Genomic DNA, 23,398 nt, shown 5'->3' on the forward strand with positions numbered 1-23,398 from the left:
CGAAACGTTCTATTTAAGTGAACATGGATACTTTGAACTACCACCATCTGCGGTATTTCCGCGAAGTCGCGCGGACCGGGAACCTGACCCGCGCGGCCGAGCGGCTGAACCTGTCGCAATCGGCGATGTCGGCGCAGATCCGCCAGCTGGAGGACCGGCTGGGCCAGCCTCTGTTCGACCGGGTGGGGCGGCGGCTGGAACTGACCGAGGCGGGGCGCATCGCGCTGGACTACGCCGACCGGATCTTCGGTGCCGGGGCCGAGATGCTGGACACCCTGCGCCGGACCGGCGGAGGGCGGGCGCCGCTGCGGGTGGGCGCGCTGTCGACGCTGTCGCGGAACTTTCAGCTGCGGTTCCTGGCGCCGGTGCTGGGGCGCGACGATGTCGAGCTGGTGCTGCGTTCGGGCGGGGCCGCGTCGCTGCTGGCGGGGCTGGCCGAACTGGCGCTGGACGTCGTGCTGCTGACCGAGGTGCCGCGGATCGCCGGCGCGGACCTGTCGGCGCACCGGCTGGCGGCGCAGCCGGTGGCGATCCACGGCCTGCCCGACCTGGTGCGCGCGCCCGACCTGCCCGGACTGCTGCGCAGCGGCGGGTTCCTGGTGCCGTCCGAATCGACGATCCGGGCCGGGTTCCTGGCGCTGGCGGCGCGGCACGGGGTGGTGCCGCGGATCGTGGCCGATGTCGACGACATGGCGATGATCCGGCTGCTGGCGCGCGAGGGCGCGGGGCTGGCGGTTACGCCGCCGGTGGTGGTGGCGGACGAGCTGGCCTCGGGGCGGCTGGAGACCGCGCCCTTTGCCCTGGGCATCGTCGAGACGTTTTTCGCGGTGACGCTGCCGCGCCGTTTTCCGCATCCGGTTCTGGCGGTGTTGCTGGACGCGGCGGCAGAACCGCTGTGAATGCTTTTCAAGCGGCGGATAATCCTGTAAGTCCCGCGCATCTGAGACGTGACGCTTCGACCCCGGCGCATGGGATGATGAAGGGGTCGGCGGCAATGGGGCCGCCAATCAATCGGGAGACCCGGGATCCGCCCGGGAGCGCTCCCAAACAGGATACGATGATGTTCAACATTTCGACGAAGACGATGCAGTGGGGCGAGGAAACGCTCACACTGGAAACGGGCAAGGTTGCCCGCCAGGCAGACGGCACGGTGATCGCCACGCTGGGGGAAACCAGCGTCATGGCCAACGTGACCTTTGCCAAGACCCAGAAGGAAGGGCAGGATTTCTTTCCTCTGACGGTCCACTACCAGGAGAAATACTATGCCGCGGGCAAGGTGCCCGGCGGTTTCTTCAAGCGCGAGGCGCGCCCGACCGAAAAGGAAACGCTGACCGCGCGCCTGATCGACCGGCCGATCCGCCCGCTGTTCGTGGACGGGTTCAAGAACGAAGTGCTGGTGATGTGCACCGTGCTGAGCCATGACCTGGTCAACGATCCCGACATCGTGGCGATGATCGCCGCCAGCGCCGCGCTGACGATTTCGGGCGCGCCCTTCATGGGCCCGATCGCCGGCTGCCGCGTCGGTTTCGAGGACGGCGAATACGTGCTGAACCCGACGGTCGACGACATGCACGACCTGCGCAACAACCCCGAACAGCGCCTGGACCTGGTGGTCGCGGGCACCAAGGATGCGGTCATGATGGTCGAATCCGAGGCCTACGAGCTGACCGAGGACGAGATGCTGGGCGCGGTGACCTTTGCGCATGAGCAGATCCAGCCGGTGATCGACCTGATCATCGACCTGGCCGAATCCGCCGCCAAGGAGCCGTTCGACTTCCAGCCGCCGGATTACAGCGCGCTGTATGACGCCGTGAAGGCCGCCGGCGAGGACAAGATGCGCGCCGCCTATGCCATCACCGACAAGCAGGAGCGGGTCGCCGCCGTGGCCGCGGTCAAGGACGAGATCAAGGCGGGGCTGAGCGAAGAGCAACTGGCCGACGCCAATCTGGGCCCGGCGCTGAAAAAGCTGGAATCGGTGGTGCTGCGCGGTTCGGTGGTCAAGGACGGCAAGCGGATCGACGGCCGCAAGCTGGACGAGATCCGGCCGATCGTCTGCGAAACCGGCCTGCTGCCGCGAACCCACGGCTCGGCGCTATTCACGCGCGGCGAGACGCAGGGCCTGGTGGTGACCACGCTGGGCACCGGCGACGACGAGCAGATCATCGACGCGCTGCACGGCAATTTCCGCTCGAACTTCCTGCTGCATTACAACTTCCCGCCCTATTCGGTCGGCGAGGTTGGCCGCGTCGGTGGCCCCGGCCGCCGCGAGATCGGCCACGGCAAGCTGGCCTGGCGCGCGTTGCAGGCGGTTCTGCCGGCGGCGACGGATTTCCCCTACACGATCCGCGTCGTGTCCGAGATCACCGAATCGAACGGGTCGTCGTCGATGGCGTCGGTCTGCGGCGGGTCGCTGTCGATGATGGATGCCGGTGTGCCGCTCAAGGCGCCGGTCGCCGGTGTCGCCATGGGCCTGGTGCTCGAGGATGACGGTTCCTACGCGGTGCTGTCGGACATCCTGGGCGACGAGGATCACCTGGGCGACATGGACTTCAAGGTCGCGGGCACCGAGAACGGCATCACGTCGCTGCAGATGGACATCAAGGTCGCGGGCATCACGCCCGAGATCATGAAGAAGGCGCTGGAACAGGCCAAGGCCGGCCGCCTGCACATCCTGGGCGAGATGGCCAAGGCGCTGACCGAGGCGGGCGCGTTCAGCGTGCATGCGCCGCGCATCGAGACGATGCAGATCCCGACCGACAAGATCCGCGAAGTCATCGGGTCGGGCGGCAAGGTGATCCGCGAGATCGTCGAGGTCTCGGGCGCCAAGGTCGACATCAACGACGACGGCATCATCAAGATCGCGTCGCCCAACGGCGAAGCCATCCAGAAGGCCTATGACATGATCCATTCGATCGTGGCCGAGCCGGAAGAGGGTCAGATCTACAAGGGCACGGTCGTGAAGATCGTCGATTTCGGTGCCTTCGTGAACTTCTTCGGCAAGCGTGACGGTCTGGTTCATGTCAGCCAGATCGAGAACCGCCGCCTGAACCATCCTTCGGACGTTCTGAAGGAAGGCCAGGAGGTCTGGGTCAAGCTGCTGGGCTTCGACGACCGCGGCAAGGTGCGCCTGTCGATGAAGGTCGTCGACCAGGACACCGGCGAGCCGATGGCCGAAGAGGCATCGGAAAAGAAGAGCCGCAAGAAGGAAGAAGCCGAGGGTTGATCCCCGTCTTCCCGAGCGAGATCGCGGGCGCCCTGAGGGGCGCCCGTTTTCGTGTCGGGGGTGGGGAATTCCCGACTGGGAACCCGCCGGGGTTTTTCCCGTTATCCGTGTCGTGGCGATCGGCGATACAGCCCGGCAAGACGGGCGTGGTCATCACTCGCGGAACGACGCCGACGTTAGGGCCCCGGCGGGGACACCGGGGCCCGCTTCGTTTCCCGATCCGTTTCCCGATCCGTTTCCCGATCCGTTTTCGGGCCCGTGATCCGGCCCGTGCAAGGTGACCCGGCCCAGAGCCAGGATCGTGTGCAGTGTCATCTCTTCCAGCACCACGCGGCGCGGAGGGTCCGGGCGCGAGCGGGCGGTCATCAGCCACATCGCGTAGCTTTCGGCGAAGGCGCAGGCGCTTTCGGCATCCTGCCATTCGCACAGGTTCAGATAGCGGTGGCCGCTGGCGTCGACGCACCAGCAGGTTTCGCGCAGCCCGGGACGCCCGGCAAAGGCCGGCAGCAGCCAGCCGGACAGGCGGCGGTTACGGGCAAAGGACATGCGGGCAAGGTCGAACCGCACGGCGAAGATCGCCGGCTGGTCGGTCGGCGGCGCGGCGATGGCGAGATGGCGGAAGGCGTCGAAGCCCACGCCGTCGGCATCGCGGATCGTCGGTATGCCGGTGCCGCGATCCAGCGTCACGCGGCGGCGCAGGCGCAGGACGGTGTAGCGGAAGGCCGAGGAAAGGGCGGTGGTCATCATCGCGCTCGGGCTGGGTCGCACCAGTGTCGCGCCGGATCGGGCGAAGATCAAAGCGACAAGGATTCGCACGCGGAGCGGTGCCCGGGATCGTGCAGGATCGGTGCGGACATGTGGCAAGCCATCTCAATGGCGGATTTGAGCCCGGAGCGGACGGTGAGGGTCGGAGCAACGTAGGGCCGCGCCCTCCCTCGGGTGGGCGCTCTCGACGGCTGTTGTCGCCGGTTTATGGTCCCACAAACCTCCCGCGATTGTGCGGGTGTGCGGCGTCGCAAATGCGCCCTCCCAAGGGGGAGGGAGGGCGCGGCCCGGCGGGCTTCGCCCTTGATTCCGGGCCAAGGCACGCCTTTGCCGAACGTCCGCTTCGTCCGCAGAGCGGACCCTGAAGCAATCGGTGACGAACGGTGGCGTTGCGCCCCGGGCCGGTCCGGGCCTGCACGACACGCGCCCCGCGCGGCCAACCCGGCGATGCGCAACAAAAAAAGGCCGGGCGCAAAGCCCGGCCAGGTCCAACAGGGAGGTTGCATGCGATGACCCGCACATGCGACGGGAACTCATGAGATCCTTTTTAAAGGTGCCGCAGCGATGCCACTTTGACTTAGGTCAAGCGGCCCTGCGACAAACTGGACCGCTCAGGCCACCAGCCGGTAGCCGCCGGATTCGGTGACCAGCAGGCGGGCGTTCGAAGGATCGGGTTCGATTTTCTGGCGCAACCGGTAGATATGGGTTTCCAGCGTGTGGGTGGTGACGCCGGCATTGTAGCCCCAGACCTCGTGCAGCAGCACGTCGCGGGCCACCACGCCTTCGGTCGAGCGGTAGAGGAACTTGAGGATGTTCGTCTCTTTCTCGGTCAGGCGGATCTTGCGGTCGTCTTCGGTGATCAGCATCTTCATCGACGGCTTGAAGGTGTAGGGGCCGACGGTGAACACCGCGTCTTCGGATTGTTCGTGCTGGCGCAGCTGGGCGCGGATGCGGGCCAGCAGGACCGGGAACTTGAACGGCTTGGTGACGTAATCGTTGGCGCCGGCATCCAGCCCCAGGATGGTGTCGGCATCGCTGTCATGGCCGGTCAGCATCACGATCGGCGACTTGACGCCCTGCTTGCGCATCAGCCGGCACAGCTCGCGCCCGTCGGTGTCGGGCAGGCCCACGTCGAGGATGACCAGGTCGTAGATCTGTTCCTTGACCCGCATCATCGCGTTGGCGCCGCTATCGGCCTCGAAGACCTCGAAATCCTCGGTCATGACCAGCTGCTCGGCCAGGGCCTCGCGCAGGTCCTCGTCGTCATCCACAAGCAGGATGTTTCGCAGTTGTGCCATGCCGTGCTCCTTTCGTCTGTCAACGACACTTGGAAACAGGCTGGCGGATCGGCAAGAATTGCTGCAAGTCTCTCACGCGCTCGTGTTTGCAGCGCGCGAATGTTACAGAATTGGCAGGGGTTTGTGACAAATCCCGGCGCCCCGACACAACCGGAACATGATGACGCTGACACCCGACATCGCCGAGATCCTGGCCCGCGCCCGCGCCGATCTGCGCATGGGCGTGCCGGTGCGGCTGGACGGGGCGGAGGGCCGGGTGCTGGTGCTGGCGGCGGAAACCGCGTCGGCGGCGCGGCTGGCAGCGCTGCGCGCGGCGGGGCCGGTGGACCTGGTGCTGACGGCACGGCGGGCCGAGACGCTGAAGGCGCGGGCCTATGACGGCGACGTGGCGCGCGTGGTGCTGCCGGGCGATGCCGGGCTGGACTGGGTGCAGGCGCTGGCCGACCCGGCCGACGATCTGGGCAGCCCGATGAAGGGGCCGCTGGAGACACGGCGCGGCGGTGACGCGGGGCTGCACCGGCTGGCGGTGCGGCTGGTCAAATCGGCGCGCATCCTGCCCGCGGCGCTGGTGGTGCCGTGGGACGGCGCATCGGACGGGCTGACCGCGGTGCCGGCCGAGGCGGCGGCGGTGCAGCTGGATGCGGCGGCGGTGCTGGATCACGTGGTCTCGGCCCGGGTGCCGCTGCGGGCGGCGGAAAAGGCGCGGCTGCACGTGTTTCGCCCCGCCGACGGGTCGGAAGAGCATTACGCCATCGAGATCGGCCGGCCGGACCGCGCCGCGCCGGTGCTGGCGCGGCTGCATTCGGCCTGTTTCACCGGCGATCTGCTGGGCAGCCTGAAATGCGATTGCGGCCCGCAGCTGAACGCCGCGCTGGCGCAGATGGGCGCCGAGGGGGCGGGGGTGCTGCTTTACCTCAACCAGGAGGGGCGGGGGATCGGGCTGGCCAACAAGATGCGCGCCTACGCGTTGCAGGACCAGGGGTTCGACACGGTCGAGGCCAACCACCGGCTGGGCTTTGAAGACGACGAGCGCGATTTCCGCCTGGGCGCGGCGATCCTGCGCAAGCTGGGATTCGGCGCGGTGCGGCTGATGACCAACAACCCCGCCAAGATCGCGATGATGGAGGCCTGCGGGATCGCGGTGGCCGAACGGGTGCCGCTGAAAGTGGGTCATACGGCGGAAAACGCGGCCTATCTGGCGACGAAGGCGGCGAAGTCGGGGCATCTGTTGTAGCGGTGACCCGATTGTCGCGGCTGCGCCGCGGCCGGTTTCCTGCGCCCCCTGGCGGGGGCGGTTTTCGGGATCGGGCGCCCACCCAAGCAGCGGCATCGGAGCCGGCCGTCACCTTGGCCTTGCGTGACGCACCCGACCCGGCGCATCAAGGAAAACAGCCGTATCCCCGCCCGGGGGCGGGGCCCCGCGGCGGTTTTCCTTGACCCGCCGCGCCGGCTGCGTTCCGGGCGGCCCGGGTGACGGCCGGCTCCGAAGCAGCGGCGAGGGTTCGCGATGCGCGTCGACGACATGGTTCTGACCCGGAGAGGTCTGCGCTTTGCGGGGCGGTATTGGCCGTGTGTCCCGGGCCGCGGCGGGGTGCGGGCCGACAAGCGCGAGGGCGACGGGGCGACGCCGGTGGGTGTGCACCGGATCGTGGGGATGCTGTATCGGCCCGACCGGATGGCGCGGCCCGCCGATTGGGCGCTGCCGATCCGGCCGGGCGATCTGTGGTCGGACGATGCGGGGCATGAGGATTACAACCTGATGGTCCGGGCGCCTTATCCGCACAGTCACGAGGTGCTGCGGCGGGGCGACCGGCTGTACGACCTGGTGATCCTGACCGATTGGAACTGGCCCTATGCCGAGCGCGGGCGGGGATCGGCGATCTTTCTGCACCGCTGGCGCCGGGCGGGGTATCCGACCGAGGGCTGCGTGGCCTTTCGGCCCGACCACCTGCGCGCCATCGCGGCACGGATCACCTATGCGACGCGGTTGATCGTGCCCGACAGCCTGGGCTAGCGCAGGGTTTGCGCAAGGCGCGCCAGCATCTGGCTGCATTGTGCCAGCTGGTCGGTGGAGACGTATTCGTCGGCCTTGTGCGCCTGGGCGATATGGCCCGGCCCGCATAGCACCACGGCGGCGCCGGCCTGCTGGAACAGGCCGGCCTCGGTGCCGAAGGGGACGGTATGGGTGGCGTTGCGGCCGGTGAGCCGCGCGACCAGGTCGCGGGCGGGATTGTCGGCCTGCGGCGTCAGGCCGGCGACTTCGCCGATGGTCGTCGTCGCGATGGCGGCGCCGGGGGCGGCGCGCAGCATCGGCATCAGCGTGGTTTCGGTGAAGGCGCGCAGGGCCTCGTGGACGAAGGCGGCGTCGCCGTCCCGGACCGGGCGCATTTCCCAATCCAGTTCGGCCCTTGCGGGGATGACGTTGTGGGTGCTGCCGCCGCTCAGCCGGCCGATATTGATCGTGGTCCAGGGCGGATCGAAGGGGCTGGCGGCGGGGGCACGGGATTTCAGCGCCTCGGCGAGATCGAGCAGGCAGGCGGCGTAGCGCGCCGCCGCGGCGACCGCGTTGGCGCCCAGATCGGGGGTCGAGCCGTGGCCTTCGAGCCCGGAGAAGGTCACGCTGTATTCGCAGCAGCCCTTGTGGCCGTCGACGATTTCCATCCCCGTGGGTTCGCCGACGATGACGATCTCGGGGGCGATGTTCAGACCGGCCAATCGGGGCATCATGGCGCGGGCGCCGAGGCAGCCGACCTCTTCGTCATGGGTCAGGGTGACGTGCAGCGGCTGGCGGGATTGCGCGAGGTCTGGCGCGGCGGCGAGCACGCAGGCGACAAAGCCCTTCATGTCGCAGGTGCCGCGGCCGTAGAGCCTGTCGCCGCTGTCGCGCAGGGTGAAGGGGTCGGAGGCCCAGTTCTGGCCGTCGACCGGCACCACATCGACATGGCCGGAAAGCAGCACGCCGCCGGGGCCGTCGGGGCCGAAGCTGGCCACCAGATTGGCCTTGGTCCCGCAGGGCGCGGGCAGATGGTGCAGCCGGGCGCCGGCCCTGTGCAGGTGGTCCGCGGCATAGTCCAGCAGCGCCAGGTTCGGGCGGTCCGACACGGTGGGAAAGGCCACCAGGTCGGCCAGGATCGCGGTGGCGGTCATGGTTTGACGAACAGCTGCCGGGGACGGTCACACAGCGCCTCGGCCGGGCCGGTGTCGCGGATCAGGATGGTTTCGGTGATCTCGAGCCCCCAATCGTCCATCCAGAGGCCGGGCATGAAATGGAAGGTCATGCCGGGTTGCAGGACCGTGTCGTCCTCGTCGCGCAGGCTGATCGTGCGTTCGCCCCAGTCGGGCGGATAGCTGAGCCCCACCGGATAGCCGCAGCGCGCGCCGCGTTCGATCCCGGCGCGGGTCAGGGGGGCGGCCAGCGCGGCGGCGATGTCGCAGGCGCGGTTGCCGGCGCGGGCGGCGTCGATGCCGGCCTGCAGCCCCTCGACCAGCGCGGCCTCGGCGCGGCGGATGTGATCGGGCGGATCGCCCAGGAACACCGTGCGGCAGAGCGGCGCGTGGTAGCGCCGGTAGCAGCCGGAGATTTCGAAGAAGGTCGCCTCGCCGCGTCGGAACGGGCGGCCGTCCCAGGTGAGATGCGGGGCGGCGGCGTCGGAGCCCGAGGGCATCAGCGGCACGATGGCGGCATAGTCGCCCCAATGGCCGTCGGCGCCGCGGATCGCGTCGCGCTGCGCCTCGGCGACCAGGTCGTTCTTGGGCAGGCCCGGTTCGATGCGCGCGACCAGCCCGTCGATCACCGACTCCGATATGCGGGCGGCGCGGCGCATGAAGACCAGTTCCTCGTCGGATTTGACGGCGCGCTGCCAGTTCACCAGAGCGGTCGCGTCGGTCAGCCTGGCCTGCGGCAGGGCGGCGGCCAGCGCGGCATGGGCGCGGGCCGAGTAGTAGTAATTGTCCATCTCGACGCCGATCCGGGCGGCGGCAAGCCCGAGGTCGGACAGCCGCGCCGCGAGGTCCTGCATCGGGTGGCGGGTGGTGGATTGCACGTAGTGGTCGGCGTAGCCGTGCACGTGATCGGGCGCCATCCACACCGTGCGCAATGCGCCGTTGGCATCCTGTCGCCGCCCCCACCAGCGCGGATCGTCGTCCATGGTCAGGATCACGCCCTGGTGGACATAGAAGGACCAGCCGTCATAGCCGGTCAGCCAGGCCATGTTGGACGGATCGGTGACCAGCATGGCATCGAGCCCCGCGCGATCCATCGCGGCGCGGGTCAGGGCCAGGCGCCGGGCGTATTCGGCGGGGCTGAAGGGCAGGTCGGGCGCGGTGCGGTCGGGCATGGCGGACCCCTGGGGTTGCTGTAAGCTTCATTGGCGTCGCGGTCGACGTGCCGGTCAAGAAAAACCGCGCCGGGACCGGGCGATGATTCTTCAGCGGCGGACCGGCGAAAAGCCGTGACGCCGGCGCAAGCATGCCGGAGATTCGCCCGAACGCTGCACATATCGCGACGCTTTCGGCTGCGGGGCGACGTTTTCATGCGCGGTTGTCCCGGATGCGTCTTTCAAAGCACCCGATTCGCGGAACCCAGTTGCAACACGGGCCGCAAAGCGCTTTAGTTCGCAGTCGAGACAGCGGAGCAAATCCGCGGAGACCAGGGAGCCGATATTTGGCCGATACGGGGAATGCCGCGGCGTTCGTTGAATTCGAACGCGTGCAAAAGAGCTATGATGGCGAAACGCTCGTCGTCAAGGACCTCAACCTGACGATGCCGAAAGGCGAATTTCTGACCATGCTCGGGCCGTCCGGTTCGGGCAAGACCACCTGTCTGATGATGCTTGCCGGGTTCGAGACCGCCACCCATGGCTCGATCCGGCTGGACGGGGTCAGTATCAACAACATCCCGCCGCACAAGCGCGGCATCGGCATGGTGTTCCAGAACTACGCCTTGTTCCCGCACATGACGGTGGCCGAGAACCTGTCGTTCCCGCTGGAAGTGCGCAAGATCGGCAAGTCGGACCGCGAGGCCAAGGTCAAGCGGGCGCTGGACATGGTGCAGATGGGTGCCTTTGGCGGACGCCGGCCGGCGCAGTTGTCGGGTGGCCAGCAGCAGCGTATCGCGCTGGCCCGCGCGCTGGTCTTCGAGCCCGAGCTGGTTCTGATGGACGAGCCGCTGGGCGCGCTGGACAAGCAGTTGCGCGAGCACATGCAATTCGAGATCACCAACCTGGCGCACAGCCTGGGCATCACCGTGGTCTACGTGACCCACGACCAGACCGAGGCGCTGACGATGTCGGACCGCGTGGCGGTGTTCGACGACGGTCGCATCCAGCAGCTCGATCCGCCGGACGTGCTGTACGAAGAGCCCAAGAACAGCTTTGTCGCGCAGTTCATCGGCGAGAACAACACGCTGGAAGGCGTGGTCAAGGAAATCAACGGCGATGTCTGCCTGGTGCAGCTGGACGATGGCGAGCTGATCGACGCCAAGCCGGTGAACGTGTCCAAGGTGGGCGAGCGGACCCGCGTGTCGATCCGGCCCGAGCGGGTCGAGTTCAACAAGGCGCGTCTGCAACCGGGCGCGCACACGCTGAAGGCCGATGTGCTGGAATTCATCTACATGGGCGACATTTTCCGCACCCGGCTGCGGGTGGCGGGCAACGACGATTTCGTCGTCAAGACGCGCAACGCGCCCGACCAGGTGCGACTGGAGCCGGGCAGCCAGATCGAGATCGGCTGGCTGCCGTCGGATTGTCGCGCGCTGGACGCGTCATAGGGTTTTCGCGATCGCCGCAGCGGGGCATCGACGTTCTGCGCGGCGGTGAAGTCAGGCCCGGGTTCTTGCCCAGCATCCGGGTTCCAACATGTAACGGGCAAATAGGGAGTATGAGATGAAACTCACCAAAACGCTTCTGGCCACGTCGGCCCTGACCGTGGCCGCGGCCGGTGTCTATGCCGGCGGGCACATGTCCAGCAGCATGACGCTGGTCTCGTGGGGCGGCGCCTACCAGAAGTCGCAGGACCGCGCCTATCTCCAGCCGTACCTGGAAATGAACGAAGGCCTTTCGGCGGCCTGGGACGAAAGCTCGGCCGAAGCCGTGGCCAAGCTGCGCGCGATGAACGAGGCCGGCAACATCACCTGGGACGTGGTCGACGTGGTGGCATCGGATGCCATCCGCCTGTGTGACGAAGGCCTGGCGATGGAAATCGACGCCGACGAGATGCTGGCAGCAGCGCCCGACGGCACGCCGGCCTCGGAAGATTTCGGCGAATTGCTGGTCAGCGACTGCTTCATCCCGCAGATCGTCTATTCGACCACCTTCGGCTATCGCACCGATCTGGTGGGCGACACCCCGCCGACCAGCGTCTGCGCGATCTTCGACACCGATGCCTATCCGGGCAAGCGGTCGCTGGAAAAGCGTCCGATCGCCAACATGGAATGGGCGCTGATCTGTGACGGCGTCAGCATCGACGACGTCTACGACGTGCTGGAAACCGCCGAAGGGCAGGACCGCGCGCTGGCCAAGCTCGACACGATCAAGGACCAGGTGGTTTGGTGGTCGGCCGGCGCCGACACGCCGCAGCTGCTGGCCGATGGCGAGGTGGTGATCGGCTCGACCTATAACGGCCGCCTGTTCTCGGCGATCGAAGAGCAGAAGCAGCCGATCGGCATGCTTTGGGACTGGCAGATGTTCGACCTGGATGGCTGGATCATCCCCGCCGGCCTGCCCGAAGACCGCCTGGCCCGTGCGCTGGACTTCGTGAAATTCGCGACCGACACCCAGCGTCTGGCCGACCAGGCCAAGTACATCTCGTACGGCCCGGCGCGGGCTTCGTCGGCGCCGCTGGTGGGCCAGCATGCCGACCTGGGCATCGATATGGCGCCGCACATGCCGACCGACCCGGCGAACTCGCAGAACACCTTCCTGTTCAACTACGAGTTCTGGGCCGACTATCGCGACGATATCGACGCCAAGTTCCAGGCGTGGCTGGCGAAGTAAGAGACCGCTGGGCGGGGTGATCCCCGCCCGACGGCCAAAGCGACCGGGTAGGGCGGGGCTTTCCCGCCTTACCCCCCGACCGTCGGAGGCTCTACCATGCCCAAGGGCTACATCATCGGCCACATCACCGTGAACGATCCCGAAGCCTACAAGGAGTATGTCGAGCGCGACACGCCGATCCTGCTGGGCCACGGCGCCAGGCCGCTGGTGCGCGGCGGGGCATCGCAGACGATGGAAGGCGCCGAATTCTCGCGCCACGTCGTGTTCGAGTTTCCGAGCTACGAGGCGGCGCTGACCGCCTACAACGATCCCGAATACCAGGAAGTCATGAAGATCCGCCACCGCACCGCGACCAGCATGATCATCGTTGCGGAGGGCGCCTGACATGGCCGAGACAACCGCAATCGACGGCAACAATCCCGCCAAACCCGGCAAGCCGGCGAAAGCCGCGCCGGTGCTGGCCGCCGATGGCCGGCCGCTCAAGAAATCGCTGGGCCGCGCGCTGCGGATGCAGAAGCTGCGGGCGCTGGCGCTGATCGCGCCGCTGCTGCTGTTCGTGCTGATCACCTTCATCGCGCCGATCTTCGACATGCTGTTCCGGTCGGTGGAAAACCAGATCGTGTCGGACACCATGCCGCGCACGGTCGCGGTTCTGCGCGACTGGGACAGCGACAGCGGCGAATTGCCCGGCGACGACGCCTTCGAGGCCGCCTATGCCGATCTGTTCATCGCCGCCGAGCGCAAGCTGCACACCCGGCTGGGCAGCCGTCTGAACTATGAGCAGACCGGCGCGGCATCGCTGTTCCGCAAGACCGGCCGCGGCCTGGACGATATCGGCGAGACCTATCAGGACCAGTTCGAAACCCTGGACGAGGCCTGGGACGAGGCCGAGCCCTGGGCCCGGATGATGGGCGATCCCGACTGGCTTGAGAAACAGGCCGCCTGGAGCCGCGACGACGGGCGCCAGCCGCGATTCGTCTTGCGCGACGATATCGGCGAGGCGCTGCCGCGCACCGCCGAGGCCTATCGCGTTTTCGCCCGGTTCCAGCAGACCGACGAGGGCAAGAGCCCGCTCAGGGAAGAACCCTGGAGCTACGTGCATTACGCGCTGTATCAGGACCTGCTGCGCGGCGATCCGCCGGCGGATCTGGACGTGCCGGGCGTCGATCGTCTGCGGGCGCTGAACGCCGCCGTGGATGGCGGACAGATCGAGACCATATCGATCCGCGACGCGATGGCCGATGCCGACCGCGACTGGCTGAAGCCGGATATCTGGCGCACGATCAAGATCTACAGCCCGGCCTATACCACGGGCTATTTCCTGAATGCCGTCGACATGCAGAAGACGCCGGACGGCCCGGCCCTGCGCGACGAGCGCCAGCGCATCTACGGCATCCTGTTCCAGCGCACGATGTTCATGTCGCTGGTCATCACGTTCAGCTGCATCCTGCTGGCCTATCCGGTGGCCTACCTGCTGTCGAACCTGCCGGCGCGCTCTGCCAACCTGCTGATGATCCTGGTGCTGCTGCCGTTCTGGACATCGCTGCTGGTGCGCACGAGCGCGTGGAAGGTGATGTTGCAGCAGCAGGGCGTGATCAACGATACCCTGGTCTGGCTGGGTCTGGTGGATGACGCGAACCGGCTGGTGATGATCAACAACCAGTTCGGCACCATCGTGGCGATGACGCATATCCTGCTGCCCTTCATGATCCTGCCGATGTATTCGGTGATGTCGACGATCCCGCCCTATTACGTGCGCGCCGCAAAATCGCTGGGCGCAAGCAACTGGACCGCCTTCTGGCGGGTCTATTTCCCGCAATCGGTGCCGGGCATCGGCGCCGGGTCGATCCTGGTCTTCATCCTGGCCATCGGCTACTATATCACCCCCGAGATCGTCGGCGGCACGACCGGCACGTTCATCTCGAACCGGATCGCCTATCACATCTCGTCCAGCCTGAACTGGGGTCTGGCGGCGGCGCTGGGCACGATCCTGCTGCTGGTGGTGTTGTTGCTGTACTGGGTCTACGACCGGATCGTGGGCATCGACAACGTCAAGCTGGGGGGCTGAGCCATGGCCGTCGAAACACAGGCCCGCAAGAAGCCCCTGTCCTTCTCGGTGCCCACCGTGGCCGCGGCGGGTGCGTTCCTGGGCATCTTCGTGGGGGCCTCGAACGGCTCGACCCTGGTCGGGATCGTGGCCGGGGCGCTGGTGATGGCCACGGTGGCCTTTGCCGCGATGCGCCTGGTCGCCGAAAGCAGCGAGCGGTCGGTGCGGTGGGGGCTGATCGCCGGATTCGCCATCCTGGGTTTTCTTCTGGGGGGATTTCCCGGCCTGGTCATGGGCGCGCTGGCGGGCTGGTTCTTCGGCTGGTTCACCTACTGGGTCGGGCTGGGGCGCTACCGCGTGCCGCTGCCGCCCTACCTGACCGCCGGTCAGGTGTTGTGGCATTACGGGTTCCGGGTGATCTGCGGGGCGATCTTCGTCTTTCTGATCACGCCGATCCTGGTGGTCATGCCGCTGAGCTTCAACGCGCAGGACTTCTTTACCTTCACCCCCGAGATGCTGCGTTTCGACCCCGAGGGCTACAGCCTCAAGCATTATCGCGATTTCCTGACCAACCCGGAATGGACCAGCGCGGTGCGCAATTCGCTGATGATCGCCCCCGTGGCGACGCTGATCTCGGTGTCGCTGGGCACGCTGGCGGCGATCGGCCTGTCGCAAAGTCACGTGCCCGGCAAGCAGGCGATCATGGCGATCCTGATCTCGCCGATGATCGTGCCGCTGATCATCTCGGCCACGGGGATGTATTTCTTCTATTCCAAGATCGGGCTTGTGGGCACCTATTGGGGCGTGGTGCTGGCCCATGCGGTGCTGGGCATCCCGTTCGTCATCATCACCGTGACCGCGACGCTGGTCGGCTTTGACCGGTCGCTGACGCGGGCGGCGGCGAATATGGGCGCCAACCCGGTGACGACCTTCTTCAAGGTACAGATGCCGCTGATCCTGCCCGGCGTGATCTCGGGCGGCCTGTTCGCCTTCATCACCTCGTTCGATGAAGTCGTGGTGGTGCTGTTCATCGGCTCGGCCGACCTGCAGACGCTGCCCTGGCAGATGTTCACCGGCCTGCGCGAACAGATTTCGCCGACGATCCTGGCGGCGGCGACGATCCTGGTGGCGATCTCGATCCTGCTGCTGACCGCGGTCGAGATGCTGCGGCGCCGGTCGGAACGGCTGCGGGGCATGTCGCCGGGCTGAGGCGCCACAATCACGGACGAGAAAAAAGGCGGCCCCCGGGGCCGCCTTTTTGGTTGTTGCGAAGCGGTTGGGCGGTCGGTTCGCCGACCGCGGGGCGCTCAGCTGCGCACCAGTTTCTCGTAGCTTTCGGCGATGTCGCGGGTGATGGCGCCGACCTCGAAATTGTAATCGCCGATCTTGCCCACCGGCGTCACCTCGGCGGCGGTGCCGGTCAGCCAGCATTGCTCGAAGCCTTCCAGTTCCTCGGGCATGATGTGGCGTTCGTTGACCTTGATCTGGCGGTCTTCCAGCATCCCGATCACGGTCTGCCGGGTCAGGCCGTTGAGGAAGCAGTCGGGTTTCGGCGTGTGCACTTCGCCATCCTTGACGAAGAAGATGTTGGCGCCGGTCGCTTCGGCGACATAGCCGCGATAGTCGAACATCATCGCGTCGGAACAGCCCTTGGCCTCGGCCTCGTGCTTGGACATGGTGCAGATCATGTAGAGCCCCGCCGCCTTGGCGTGGCTGGGCGCGGTTTCCGGCGACGGGCGCTTCCACTTGGCGATGTCCAGCTTGGCGCCCTTGAACTTGGCGTCGCCGTAATAGCTGCCCCATTCCCAGGCCGCGATGGCCAGCCGGACCGGGTTGCGCTTGGACGCGACGCCCATGTCCTCGCCGGCGCCACGCCAGGCCACGGCGCGCACATAGGCATCGGTGAAGCCGTTGGCTTCGAGCACCGCCTGCTTGGCGGTCTCGATCTCGTCGACGGTGAAGGGGATCTCGAAATCCAGCTGGTCGGCCGAGAAATGCAGCCGTTCGGAATGCTTGCGCGACAGGAAGATCTTGCCGTTATAGGCGCGTTCGCCCTCGAAGACCGAGCTGGCATAGTGCATGGCGTGGGTCAGCACATGCACGTTGGCGGCCCGCCAGTCCACAAGCTGACCGTCCATCCAGATCTTGCCGTCGCGATCATCATATGCGCCGTTTGCCATCGCCATCTCCTCCGAGGCCTGTATTTTCCGAATGTTGCGCAACCTAGGTCCGCATCGGACATAAAATTGCGCGAAAACTGTGAATCGCTACCAGTTCGCACTTGGAATGTCAACAAGGCTGACTTAAAATGCCTCAAAATGCGGTTTGGTAACGGGCAGGGCAGCATGGCAGAGCCACAGGGCGGACAAATCCAGAGCGGCGGCGAATTGCTGTATCTGACCGACGAACAGCTGCGCCAGGGCATCGAGGCGATGTTCTTCGCCTATCGCGGCTTTACCGCCGATCCCGACCGCATCCTGCAGGACCTGAGCTATGGCCGCGCCCATCACCGGGCGATCCATTTCATCAATTGCGCGCCGGGCACAACGGTCAACAACCTGTTGTCGATCCTGGGCGTGACCAAGCAAAGCCTGAACCGGGTGCTGCGCACGCTGATCGAGGACGGGTTGGTGGAAAGCCGCGTCGGTCGCAGCGACAAGCGCGAACGCCACCTGTACCTGACCGAGGCCGGCCGGGTGCTGGAACGCCAGTTGTCGGACGCCCAGAGGGTGCGGATGCGTGACGCCTATCGCCAGGCCGGACCCGAAGCGGTGGCGGGTTTCAAGCGCGTGCTCGAAGCCATGATGGACCCCGAGATGCGGCGGCACTACCATGGTTTGAGGGAGGGCCGGTGATGCGCGACGCGGACGCCCATTTGCTGATCGTCGACGACGATGAACGGATTCGGGGATTGTTGCAGAAATTCCTGATCCGCAATGGCTTTCTGGTCAGTGCGGCGCGCGATGCGGGGCATGCGCGGCGCATCCTGTCGGGGCTGGATTTCGACCTGATCGTGCTGGACGTGATGATGCCGGGCGAAGACGGCATCAGCCTGACCAGGGCCATTCGCGAGACCAGCCAGACGCCGATCCTGCTGCTGACCGCGCGGGCCGAGACCGAGGACCGGATCAAGGGGCTGGAGGCGGGCGCCGACGACTACCTGGCCAAGCCGTTCGAGCCCAAGGAGCTGCTGCTGCGGATCAATGCCATTCTGCGGCGGATGCCGGAAATCGGCGCCGAGGCCGCGGCACCCAAGCTGCTGACGCTGGGCCCGATCCGCTATGACATCGAACGCGGTGAAATGTGGAAAGGCGACGACCTGGTGCGCCTGACCGCCACCGAAAGCCAGCTGATGCGGATCTTCTCGGCCAAGCCCGGCGAGCCGATCAGCCGGGCCAAGCTGGTCGAGGACCTGGGCCGCGACAAGGGCCAGGCGCAGGAACGCGCGGTCGACGTGCAGATCACCCGGCTGCGGCGCAAGCTGGAGGCCGATCCGAAAAGCCCGCGCTACCTGCAGACGGTCCGGGGTGCCGGATACATGCTGGCGCCCGATTGAGGGGGCGGAATTTGCGTATTTTCAAAAGAGAAGAAGCAGGGGGTTTTCGATGACCACGGCGCTGATCACCCATGCGGATTGTCTGGATCACGTCACGCCCGACGGTCATCCCGAACGGGTGGCGCGGCTGGAACATGTGTTGCACGCCTTGCAGGAGCTGGATGTTCTGCGGGTGACGGCGCCCGAGGTGGCCGAGGACGATCTGCTGCTGATCCACCCGGCCGAGCACATGGCGCGGCTGCGGGCGGGTCTGCCGGCCGAGGGATATGCGCAGCTCGACGCCGATACCTGGCTGTCGCCGGGATCGCTGCGGGCGGCGTCGCGGGCGGCGGGCGCGGCGGTGCGGGCGGTGGACATGGTGCTGGGGGGCGAGGCGGCCAATGCCTTTTGCGCGATCCGCCCGCCGGGGCATCACGCCGAGCGGCTGACGCCGATGGGCTTTTGCCTGTTCGGCAATGCCGCGCTGGCGGCGAAACACGCGCTGGAACGGCACGGGCTGGCCCGCGTGGCGGTGGTGGATTTCGACGTGCATCACGGCAACGGCACGCAGGACCTGCTGTGGGACGAGGCGCGCGCGCTGGTGGTGACATCGCAGCAGATGCCGCTTTGGCCCGGCACCGGCGATCCGTCCGAACGCGGGGCGCATGACACGATCCTGAACGTGCCCCTGCCGCCCCGGTCGGGCGGCGCCGAGATGCGCGCGGCCTACGAGGCGCAGGTGTTTCCGCGGTTGCGCGCCTTCAGGCCGGAGCTGCTGATCGTCTCGGCGGGGTTCGATGCGCACCAGGACGACCCGCTGGCGGAGTTGCGCTGGAGCACCGAGGATTTCCGCTGGCTGACGGCGCGATTGTGCGGGCTGGCGGCGGAGCTTTGCGAGGGCCGGGTCGTCTCGACTCTGGAAGGCGGCTATGATTTGCAGGCCCTGGCGGCGTCGACGCGGGCGCATGTGCAGGAACTGATGGAGGCGGGACGATGAGCGAGACACCGGTCGCGGAGATGAGCTTTGAGCAGGCGATGGCCGAGCTCGAGCAGGTGGTCGGCAAGCTGGAGCGCGGTGAGGTTCCGCTGGAGGAATCCATCACGCTGTACGAACGCGGTCAGGCGTTGCGCAAGCATTGCGATGCCAAGCTGAAGGCGGCGGAGGAGAAGGTCGCGGCGATCACGCTGGATGCCGAGGGCAACCCGGCGGGAACCAAGCCGCTTGATGCCGGCTGACCTGCAGGCCGCCTTGCGCAACGCCTCGCGCTGGGTGGACCAGACCGTCCGCGCCTGTGTTCCGCGCGATGCGGGGCCCGTGGCGCAGGCGATGCTTTATGCCGTCGAGGGCGGCAAGTGCCTGCGCGGGTTCCTGGTGTTGGAGGGCGCGCGGGTGAACGGCGTGGCCGAACGACTGGCGGTGCCCTCTGCCGCCGCGATCGAATGCATCCACGCCTATAGCCTTGTGCATGACGACATGCCCTGCATGGACGATGACGACCTGCGCCGCGGCCGGCCCACCGTGCACAAGGTCTGGGACGAGGGCACCGCGCTGCTGGTGGGTGATGCGCTGCAATCGCTGGCGTTCGAAATGGTGGGGCATGGCGCCGGTTTGCCGGCCGCGACGCGTCTGCGCCTGTCGATCACGCTGGCACGCGCAGCGGGATTGCATGGCATGGTGGGCGGGCAGGCCGCCGATATCGCCGCCGAAAGGGCCACCGAACCGCTGACACTGGACCAGATCGTCGCGCTGCAGAAGGGCAAGACCGGCGCGCTGATCGAATGGGCGGCGCAGGCCGGGGCGGTGATGGCCGGGGCCGATCCCGCGCCGCTGCGGCGCTACGGCGAAAACCTGGGCCTGGCCTTCCAGATCGCCGACGACATCCTGGATGTCGAGGGCGATGCCGAAACGGTGGGCAAGGCGGTGGGCAAGGATGCCGGGCGCGGCAAGGCGACCTTTGTCAGCCATCTGGGGCTGGACGGGGCGAAACGCCGCGCCGCCGAGCTGGTGACCGCCGCCTGCGACGCGCTATCGTGTTACGGCGCGGGCGCGGAAACCTTGCGGCAGGCGGCCCGCTTCGTTATCACGCGCCGCACCTGACATTTAGGCCGCCGACATGTCCAAACGCCCCGACACCCCGATCCTCGACCGTGTGACCGGCCCCGACGATCTCAAGCGCCTCAGCGATGCCGAGCTGCACCAGCTGGCGCGCGAGCTGCGCGCCGAGACCATCAGCGCGGTATCGGAAACCGGTGGGCATCTGGGCGCGGGGCTGGGCGTGGTGGAACTGACCGTCGCGCTGCACGCGGTGTTCGATGCGCCGCGCGACAAGATCATCTGGGATGTCAGCCACCAGTGCTATCCGCACAAGATCCTGACCGGGCGGCGTGACCGGATTCGCACGCTGCGGATGGAGGGCGGGCTGTCGGGCTTCACCAAGCGATCCGAGTCGCCCTATGACCCGTTCGGCGCCGCGCATTCCAGCACCTCGATCAGCGCGGCACTGGGTTTTGCCGTGGCGCGCGACCTGGGGGGTGCCTGCGAGACCGGCCATGGTGACGCCATCGCGGTGATCGGCGATGGCGCGATGAGCGCCGGCATGGCCTATGAAGCGCTGAACAACGCCGGCCATCTGAAAAAGCGGCTGATCGTCATCCTGAACGACAACGAGATGTCGATCGCCCCGCCCACCGGTGCCTTGTCCAACTACCTGTCGCGGCTTTATGCCGAGGCGCCGTTCCAGGATCTCAAGGCCGCCGCCAAGGGCGCGGTCAGCCTGCTGCCCGAACCGTTCCGCGAGGGCGCTAAGCGCGCCAAGGAAATGCTCAAGGGTATGACCGTCGGCGGCACGCTGTTCGAAGAGCTGGGGTTTTCCTATGTCGGGCCGATCGACGGGCATGACCTGGACCAGCTGCTGCCGGTGCTGCGCACGGTGCGGCAGCGGGCGACGGGCCCGATCCTGATCCACGCCATCACCAAGAAGGGCAAGGGCTATGGCCCGGCCGAGGACAGCGCCGACCGCGGCCATGCCCGGGCCAAGTTCGATGTCGTCACCGGCAAGCAGCAGAAGGCGCCGTCGAACGCGCCCAGCTACACCCGCGTCTTCGCGGATGCGCTGATCCAGGAGGCCGCCGGCGATCCGCGGATCTGCGCCGTCACCGCCGCGATGCCCGACGGCACCGGGCTGGATCTGTTCGCCGAACGCTATCCCAGCCGCTGTTTCGACGTCGGCATCGCCGAACAGCATGGCGTCACCTTCTGTGCCGGCCTGGCGGCAGGCGGCATGCGGCCGTTCTGCGCGATGTATTCGACCTTCCTGCAGCGCGGCTATGACCAGGTGGTGCATGACGTGGCGATCCAGCGGCTGCCGGTGCGGTTCGCCATCGACCGCGCGGGGCTGGTGGGGGCGGACGGCGCGACCCATGCCGGCAGCTACGACATCGCCTACATGGCCAACCTGCCGGGCATGGTGGTGATGGCCGCCGCCGACGAGGCCGAGCTGAAGCACATGGTGGCCACGGCGGCCGCCCATGACAGCGGCCCGATCGCGTTCCGCTATCCGCGCGGCGAGGGTGCGGGCGTCGAGATGCCCGAACGCGGGCAGGTGCTGGAGATCGGCAAGGGCCGGATGATCCGGCAGGGTCAGGGCGTGGCGCTGCTGTCTTTCGGCACGCGCCTGTCCGAGGTGCTGAAGGCCTGCGAGGCGCTCGAGGCGCGGGGCATTTCACCGACGGTGGCCGATGCGCGTTTCGCCAAGCCGCTGGACCGCAACCTGATCCTGCAACTGGCGGCCGGTCACGATGCGCTGATCACCATCGAGGAAGGCGCGGTGGGCGGGTTCGGCAGCCATGTGGCGCAATTGCTGGCCGAAGAAGGCGTGTTCGACCGCGGGCTGAAATACCGCTCGATGGTGCTGCCCGACATCTTCATCGACCAGGCCAGCCCGCGCGCGATGTACGACGTCGCCGCGCTGAACGCCGAACATATCGAGGCCAAGGTGCTGACGGTGCTGGGGGTCGAGACGCTGGGCAAGCGGGCCTGAGCGGTCAGGTGACGCCGGCCACGACACCGGCGCCTGCCAGCACCATGACAGCCAGGACGACATAGCCGGCCAGGACATAGGCGCCGTCGCGGGTCATCAGCCCGAAGGCGATCAGCGACACCGCGCCAGCGCCAAAGGACGTCACGAAGGGCAGCAATTCCAGGAACGGCCAGGTCAGTGCGGTTGCGGCGATCATCGCAAAGGCCAGTTGGCGCAGCGGAATGCCGGTCAGAAGATGCAGCCGCGCCTGGCTGTGGCGGTCGATCCAGGCCGCCGGGCGTTGCAGGAACGCGATGGCGCGGCACATGCGGTGCGCCGAAAGGCTGCGGCGGCGCAGAACGCCGGGCAGCCACAGGTGGCGCCGTCCCACCAGCCCCTGCAACGCGCAAGACAGGATGATCAGGGCGCCCAGCGTCGGTGTCCCGGGCACGCCCGAGACCGGTGAGACAAGGATCAGCGCCGGGATCAGGATGGCCGGCGCGAATGACCGGTCGCCGATCTCGTCCAGGATGTCGGCGACGGAAACGCGTGCCTGCCCGTCGTCCGGCGTCATCGCCCGCAACAGGTCGCCCAGGCTGTCGGGCTTTTCCGCCATCGGTTCAGCCGGTCTCGTCCGCCAGCATCGCCCGCAGCCCGCTGCGGTAGTCGGGATGGATCAGCCGCACCCCCAGTTCGTCCTTGATGCGGTCGTTCCGGACACGTTTGCTTTCGGCGTAGAAGCTGCGCGCCATCGGCGTCAGGTCGGCCTTGTCGAAGGGCACTTCCGGCGGCGGGTCGACCCCCAGCAATTCGGCGGCAAAGGCCAGCACGTCCTGCGGCGGGGCGGGGTCGTCGTCGCACAGGTTGTAGACCGCGCCGGGATCGGGCCGCGCGATCGAGGCGGCCAGCACCTGGGCGATGTCATCGACATGGATGCGCGAAAAGACCTGGCCGGGCTTGATGATGCGGCGCGCGGTGCCGGCCTTGACCTTGGCGAACGGGCCGCGGCCCGGGCCGTAGATCCCCGCCAGCCGGAAGATGTGCAGCGGCAGGCCGGGAATGGCCCGCCATTCCGCCTCGGCCGCGACGCGGGCGCGTCCGCGCCGGGTGGACGGGGTCAGCGCCGTGTTCTCGTCGACCCAGCCGCCATCGTGGTCGCCATAGACGCCGGTGGTGGACAGATACCCGGCCCAATCCAGCGCCCCGGCGCGCGCCCGGATCGCCTCGCCCGCCAGCGCCAGCGACGGATCGCCGCCGTCGTCCGGTCCGGCCGAGATCAGCAGGTGGGTCGAACGCGCCAGCGCCTCGCTCACCAGGTCGGCATCCCACAGCACCGGGGTGACGTTCTGATCGGCCAGCGCTTCGGCCTTGTCGAGGCTGCGGGTGGTGCCGAAGACGTGCCAGCCCTGCGGCAGCAGGAGCCGGGTCAGCGCCTGCGCCGAATAGCCGTGTCCAAGCGAGAGCAATGTGCCGGTCATGGCGCATAGGTGACGCGACCGCCGAGGTTTTGCAAGCCCGT

The 23,398-nt window shown here is 67.4% G+C and carries 22 protein-coding genes; 15 read left to right on the plus strand and 7 right to left on the minus strand.

The genetic code is table 11. The annotated features are described in order from the left end of the window. Positions 1-23: 23 nt before the first annotated feature. Together KUH32_RS10410 and pnp are read left to right on the plus strand one after the other, a co-directional pair. A complete protein-coding gene (locus KUH32_RS10410) occupies positions 24-899 on the plus strand; it encodes a LysR family transcriptional regulator (RefSeq protein WP_217777959.1) in 876 nt (291 codons plus the stop codon). Positions 900-1,060: 161 nt separating this feature from the next. Beyond that, positions 1,061-3,223, plus strand: a complete 2,163-nt coding sequence (pnp, locus tag KUH32_RS10415; protein WP_217777960.1) for a polyribonucleotide nucleotidyltransferase — start codon at positions 1,061-1,063, stop codon at positions 3,221-3,223. 153 nt (positions 3,224-3,376) lie between these two features. Here the strand turns inward: pnp and KUH32_RS10420 are convergent, their stop codons facing one another. Both KUH32_RS10420 and KUH32_RS10425 read right to left on the minus strand, forming a co-directional pair. Further along, on the minus strand, positions 3,377-3,967 hold the full coding sequence (locus KUH32_RS10420) for a hypothetical protein (RefSeq protein ID WP_217777961.1): 591 nt from the start codon (positions 3,965-3,967) through the stop codon (positions 3,377-3,379). Positions 3,968-4,599: 632 nt separating this feature from the next. Next, on the minus strand, positions 4,600-5,286 hold the full coding sequence (locus KUH32_RS10425) for a response regulator transcription factor (RefSeq protein ID WP_217777962.1): 687 nt from the start codon (positions 5,284-5,286) through the stop codon (positions 4,600-4,602). A gap of 160 nt (positions 5,287-5,446) precedes the next feature. Between KUH32_RS10425 and ribA the strand changes: the two genes are divergently transcribed. Continuing rightward, a complete protein-coding gene (gene ribA / locus KUH32_RS10430; RefSeq protein ID WP_217778404.1) occupies positions 5,447-6,520 on the plus strand; it encodes a GTP cyclohydrolase II in 1,074 nt (357 codons plus the stop codon). Between the two features lie 273 nt (positions 6,521-6,793). Continuing rightward, complete coding sequence (locus KUH32_RS10435; RefSeq protein ID WP_217777963.1) at positions 6,794-7,300, plus strand: L,D-transpeptidase family protein; 507 nt, start codon at positions 6,794-6,796, stop codon at positions 7,298-7,300. Here the strand turns inward: KUH32_RS10435 and argE are convergent. Both argE and KUH32_RS10445 read right to left on the minus strand, forming a co-directional pair. Next, positions 7,297-8,433, minus strand: a complete 1,137-nt coding sequence (gene argE / locus KUH32_RS10440) for an acetylornithine deacetylase (RefSeq protein WP_217777964.1) — start codon at positions 8,431-8,433, stop codon at positions 7,297-7,299. The genes KUH32_RS10435 and argE overlap by 4 nt on opposite strands. Continuing rightward, positions 8,430-9,623: a M24 family metallopeptidase gene (locus tag KUH32_RS10445; RefSeq protein ID WP_217777967.1), complete on the minus strand. Its 1,194-nt coding sequence runs from the start codon at positions 9,621-9,623 to the stop codon at positions 8,430-8,432. The genes argE and KUH32_RS10445 overlap by 4 nt, the downstream gene beginning before the upstream one ends. Positions 9,624-9,949: 326 nt before the next feature. Here KUH32_RS10445 and KUH32_RS10450 point away from each other — a divergent pair, with 326 nt between their 5' ends. The 5 genes from KUH32_RS10450 to KUH32_RS10470 all read left to right on the plus strand — a co-directional run bounded on the left by KUH32_RS10450 (position 9,950) and on the right by KUH32_RS10470 (position 15,534). Further along, positions 9,950-11,053, plus strand: coding sequence for an ABC transporter ATP-binding protein (locus tag KUH32_RS10450; RefSeq protein ID WP_217777968.1), 1,104 nt, complete (start codon positions 9,950-9,952; stop codon positions 11,051-11,053). A 115-nt stretch (positions 11,054-11,168) separates the two neighbouring features. After that, entirely contained in the window at positions 11,169-12,278 is a 1,110-nt protein-coding gene (locus KUH32_RS10455) for an extracellular solute-binding protein (RefSeq protein ID WP_217777969.1), read from the plus strand. Positions 12,279-12,374: 96 nt separating this feature from the next. Then, the gene (locus KUH32_RS10460; protein ID WP_217777970.1) at positions 12,375-12,662 is read left to right on the plus strand and encodes a DUF1330 domain-containing protein; all 288 of its coding nucleotides are present in this window, start codon (positions 12,375-12,377) and stop codon (positions 12,660-12,662) included. A 1-nt stretch (position 12,663) separates the two neighbouring features. Beyond that, positions 12,664-14,346, plus strand: a complete 1,683-nt coding sequence (locus KUH32_RS10465; RefSeq protein WP_217777971.1) for an ABC transporter permease — start codon at positions 12,664-12,666, stop codon at positions 14,344-14,346. Positions 14,347-14,349: 3 nt separating this feature from the next. Then, positions 14,350-15,534 carry an ABC transporter permease gene (locus KUH32_RS10470; protein WP_217777972.1) on the plus strand — a complete coding sequence of 395 codons (1,185 nt, stop codon included), beginning with the start codon at positions 14,350-14,352 and terminating at the stop codon, positions 15,532-15,534. 98 nt (positions 15,535-15,632) lie between these two features. Here KUH32_RS10470 and KUH32_RS10475 read toward each other — a convergent pair whose 3' ends face one another. Further along, the gene (locus KUH32_RS10475) at positions 15,633-16,505 is read right to left on the minus strand and encodes a branched-chain amino acid aminotransferase (RefSeq protein ID WP_217777973.1); all 873 of its coding nucleotides are present in this window, start codon (positions 16,503-16,505) and stop codon (positions 15,633-15,635) included. A gap of 165 nt (positions 16,506-16,670) precedes the next feature. On the opposite strand from KUH32_RS10475, the gene KUH32_RS10480 reads away from it, so the two are divergent. Genes KUH32_RS10480 through dxs form a run of 6 tightly spaced genes read left to right on the plus strand, consistent with a single transcriptional unit; the run spans position 16,671 to position 21,900 of the window. Then, positions 16,671-17,180: a MarR family winged helix-turn-helix transcriptional regulator gene (locus KUH32_RS10480; RefSeq protein ID WP_217777974.1), complete on the plus strand. Its 510-nt coding sequence runs from the start codon at positions 16,671-16,673 to the stop codon at positions 17,178-17,180. Next, entirely contained in the window at positions 17,180-17,881 is a 702-nt protein-coding gene (locus tag KUH32_RS10485) for a response regulator (protein ID WP_217777976.1), read from the plus strand. The genes KUH32_RS10480 and KUH32_RS10485 overlap by 1 nt, the downstream gene beginning before the upstream one ends. Positions 17,882-17,930: 49 nt before the next feature. Beyond that, complete coding sequence (locus KUH32_RS10490; protein ID WP_217777978.1) at positions 17,931-18,857, plus strand: histone deacetylase family protein; 927 nt, start codon at positions 17,931-17,933, stop codon at positions 18,855-18,857. After that, the gene (locus KUH32_RS10495; protein WP_217777980.1) at positions 18,854-19,096 is read left to right on the plus strand and encodes an exodeoxyribonuclease VII small subunit; all 243 of its coding nucleotides are present in this window, start codon (positions 18,854-18,856) and stop codon (positions 19,094-19,096) included. The genes KUH32_RS10490 and KUH32_RS10495 overlap by 4 nt, the downstream gene beginning before the upstream one ends. Continuing rightward, complete coding sequence (locus KUH32_RS10500) at positions 19,086-19,958, plus strand: polyprenyl synthetase family protein (protein WP_217777981.1); 873 nt, start codon at positions 19,086-19,088, stop codon at positions 19,956-19,958. Before KUH32_RS10495 ends, KUH32_RS10500 begins: the two co-directional genes overlap by 11 nt. A 16-nt stretch (positions 19,959-19,974) precedes the next feature. Further along, positions 19,975-21,900, plus strand: a complete 1,926-nt coding sequence (dxs, locus tag KUH32_RS10505; protein WP_217777982.1) for a 1-deoxy-D-xylulose-5-phosphate synthase — start codon at positions 19,975-19,977, stop codon at positions 21,898-21,900. A 4-nt stretch (positions 21,901-21,904) separates the two neighbouring features. On the opposite strand, the gene KUH32_RS10510 is transcribed toward dxs, so the two are convergent. Further along, positions 21,905-22,495 (minus strand): exopolysaccharide biosynthesis protein, encoded by a 591-nt coding sequence (locus KUH32_RS10510; RefSeq protein ID WP_217777983.1) that lies wholly within the window; start codon positions 22,493-22,495, stop codon positions 21,905-21,907. Between the two features lie 4 nt (positions 22,496-22,499). Then, on the minus strand, positions 22,500-23,357 hold the full coding sequence (locus KUH32_RS10515) for an SDR family oxidoreductase (protein WP_217777984.1): 858 nt from the start codon (positions 23,355-23,357) through the stop codon (positions 22,500-22,502). Positions 23,358-23,398 lie beyond the last annotated feature (41 nt).

Source organism: Thalassococcus arenae, from assembly GCF_019104745.1.
Lineage (GTDB): Bacteria > Pseudomonadota > Alphaproteobacteria > Rhodobacterales > Rhodobacteraceae > Thalassococcus_B > Thalassococcus_B arenae.